This is a genomic window from Mycobacterium sp. (assembly GCF_050701675.1).
Taxonomy (GTDB): domain Bacteria; phylum Actinomycetota; class Actinomycetes; order Mycobacteriales; family Mycobacteriaceae; genus Mycobacterium.
Genome location: NZ_JBOGDD010000962.1, coordinates 1 through 2,321, shown reverse-complemented (window position 1 = coordinate 2,321; position 2,321 = coordinate 1). Strand labels below are relative to the sequence as shown.

The 2,321-nt window shown below is 66.0% G+C and carries 2 protein-coding genes; both read left to right on the top strand.

Translation table 11 applies throughout. From position 1 onward, the window contains the following. The first annotated feature begins 927 nt into the window (after nt 1-927). On the top strand, nt 928-1,938 hold the full coding sequence (locus tag ACRDUX_RS29160) for a helix-turn-helix transcriptional regulator (RefSeq protein ID WP_526419032.1): 1,011 nt from the start codon (nt 928-930) through the stop codon (nt 1,936-1,938). A 9-nt stretch (nt 1,939-1,947) separates the two neighbouring features. Beyond that, nucleotides 1,948-2,321: hypothetical protein (locus tag ACRDUX_RS29155; RefSeq protein WP_526419030.1), on the top strand; the 374-nt coding region annotated here is incomplete at its 3' end.

Below are 2,321 nucleotides of genomic sequence, written 5' to 3'. Positions count from 1 at the left end.
GGGCAATGAGCAGCGTCGCCATCGCGGCGCATCCGAAAAGGACGGATCGCCTGCGCCAGACGCGACCTTGCTCCTTGCGAGCGACCTCCAGGGACCTACTCAGATGCCGGGCAGGAACGTTGGTGCGAGATGCGGTGGGCATCAGGTAGAGGTCTCCTTCTTAAGCGGCCGACGCTCGTCGGCGGACCGGTCAGACGCCGCCCCGCCTTTGCCCTCGATCTACGCCCTAGATACGTACGTAGTTACTACGTGAATTGCAACGTACAACACTTTCGCATCATCAGTAACTCCTGTCACGAAAGAACAGTCATGTAATTCGTTGGGGCGATATGACTCTGGTGCCGGAAGTATGGCGCGAAAGGCAGTCCTCAGAGTTCGAGGCCGCCGTCGCGGCTTTGTCGAGCCATGTCGGTGTTGAAGCGGTCCCGGGCGGTGACCTCATCGCGGTACCCACTGGTGAGGCGGACATGGCGGGTCAAGAGTTCCTCCACCTCGGCGCGGACGGAATTGGTGGGGCGACCGGCGGGGTCGAGGTGCGTTCGGCGCGTTCAATCGCATTGTCGCGCTCGAGGTATCTGCATCGCCCACGCCTCCGGTGGCCGGCGTTCGTAGAGCAAGCCCGCGCGTTGGGCGGCAGCGCGGCACGAACTGTTAACGACCAGCCCCAAACAAGCGACCTGAACGCCCAACCGCGTTCGATTCCGCTCACTCAGCGCACCGAATCGCCAGGCGCGAGCATGTTCTGATCACCGACGGGCACGAACGAAACGTCACTTGACGAAATGCGACAACGGCTGAGTGTGGTGTCAGTGATCTCCCCGCTAGGCCGTATCCGCCAGAAGAAGGATTCTGAGGAAAATGACACGAAAGTGAGAAAGGCATCGATGACACCGAAATGAGAAAGCAAGCAGCAATGCAGGTCAAAAGGTGACTGATTGTCACGGGAAAAGAGAACCTACAACGACCAGCCGGGTCCTGCAGCTGCTCGGCCTGTTGCAGTCGCGCCGAGTGTGGAGCGGTGAAGAGCTCTCCGAACGCCTCGGCGTGACGGGCCGCAGCGTCCGCCGCGACGTCGAACGACTGCGCGACCTCGGCTACCCCGTGCACGCCAGCAAGGGGCACGGCGGCGGCTACCAGTTGGGAGCAGGCGCGGCGTTGCCGCCGCTGCTCCTCGATCCCGACGAGGCCGTCGCGATGGCCGTGTGCCTGCGCGTCGCGGCGGGCGGCAGCGTGGCTGGTGTCGGCGAATCTGCGCTACGCGCGCTGTCCAAGCTCGACCAGGTGATGCCGGCACGGCTGCGCTCCCAGGTGGCAGCCGTGCATGACGCGACGGTGACCCTGACGTCCGGTCAGTCCGATACGCCCGTCGAACCGGACGTCCTGATGACACTGGCGCGCGCCAGCCGTGACCACGAGCACGTCGCCGCCGGCTACGTCGACATTCGCGGCAACGCGACGCAGCGCCGGTTGGAGCCCTATCAGCTGGTGACGACGGGCCGACGGTGGTATCTGCTCTGTTACGACCGGGACCGCGACGACTGGCGCACGCTGCGACTGGACCGGATGGCCGACGTCCGCGCGCTCGGCAGTACGTTCACGCCGCGGGACGCGCCCGACGCGGCGAGCTACGTGCAGCGCGCGATCACTGCGTCGGTGTACCGCTACGTCGCGCGGGTCCGCTATCTCGCGCCGCAAGAGGTTGTGGCACAGATGTTCTCGGCGGCATCGGTCGAGATCGAGCAGGACGGAGCCGACGCCTGCATCGTCACCGCAGGCGCGGATGAGCCCGAACGGATGGTGCCATGGCTGGCCATGCCGGGAATCGACTTCGAGGTGCTCGAACCACCCGAGGTCGCCGCCGCCGTGCGGAACGTGGCCGAGCGACTCCTTCACGCGGGTAACGGTCAAACCGGGGGATCGTCGAGCGCGCGCACGTAGGGTGACGGGATGCACGTCACCTCGGCGGAGTCGACGGAGCTGTTCACCGGCCCACCCGACGAGCCCCTCCAACTAGTGCGGGTGTCGTACCGATTCTGTTCAAGGGCCACCACGGTGCGCGTCGAAGGGCCCGGTCTCGAGACGGTCGGCGCGGTGCATGCCATGCCGCGGGGTCGGGTGGTCGAAGTGCCGGTGCGGGTGATGGACCCGGTGGTCGGCGAGCGGCGGCGGGCGCAGATCGTCGTCGGCCGGACCAGCACCGAATTCGAGTTCACCGTCGCCGAGCCCGGCTGGACGATGCACATGATCAGCCACTTCCACTACGACCCGGTGTGGTGGAACACCCGGGCCGCGTACACCAGCGTCTGGACCGAGGACCCGCC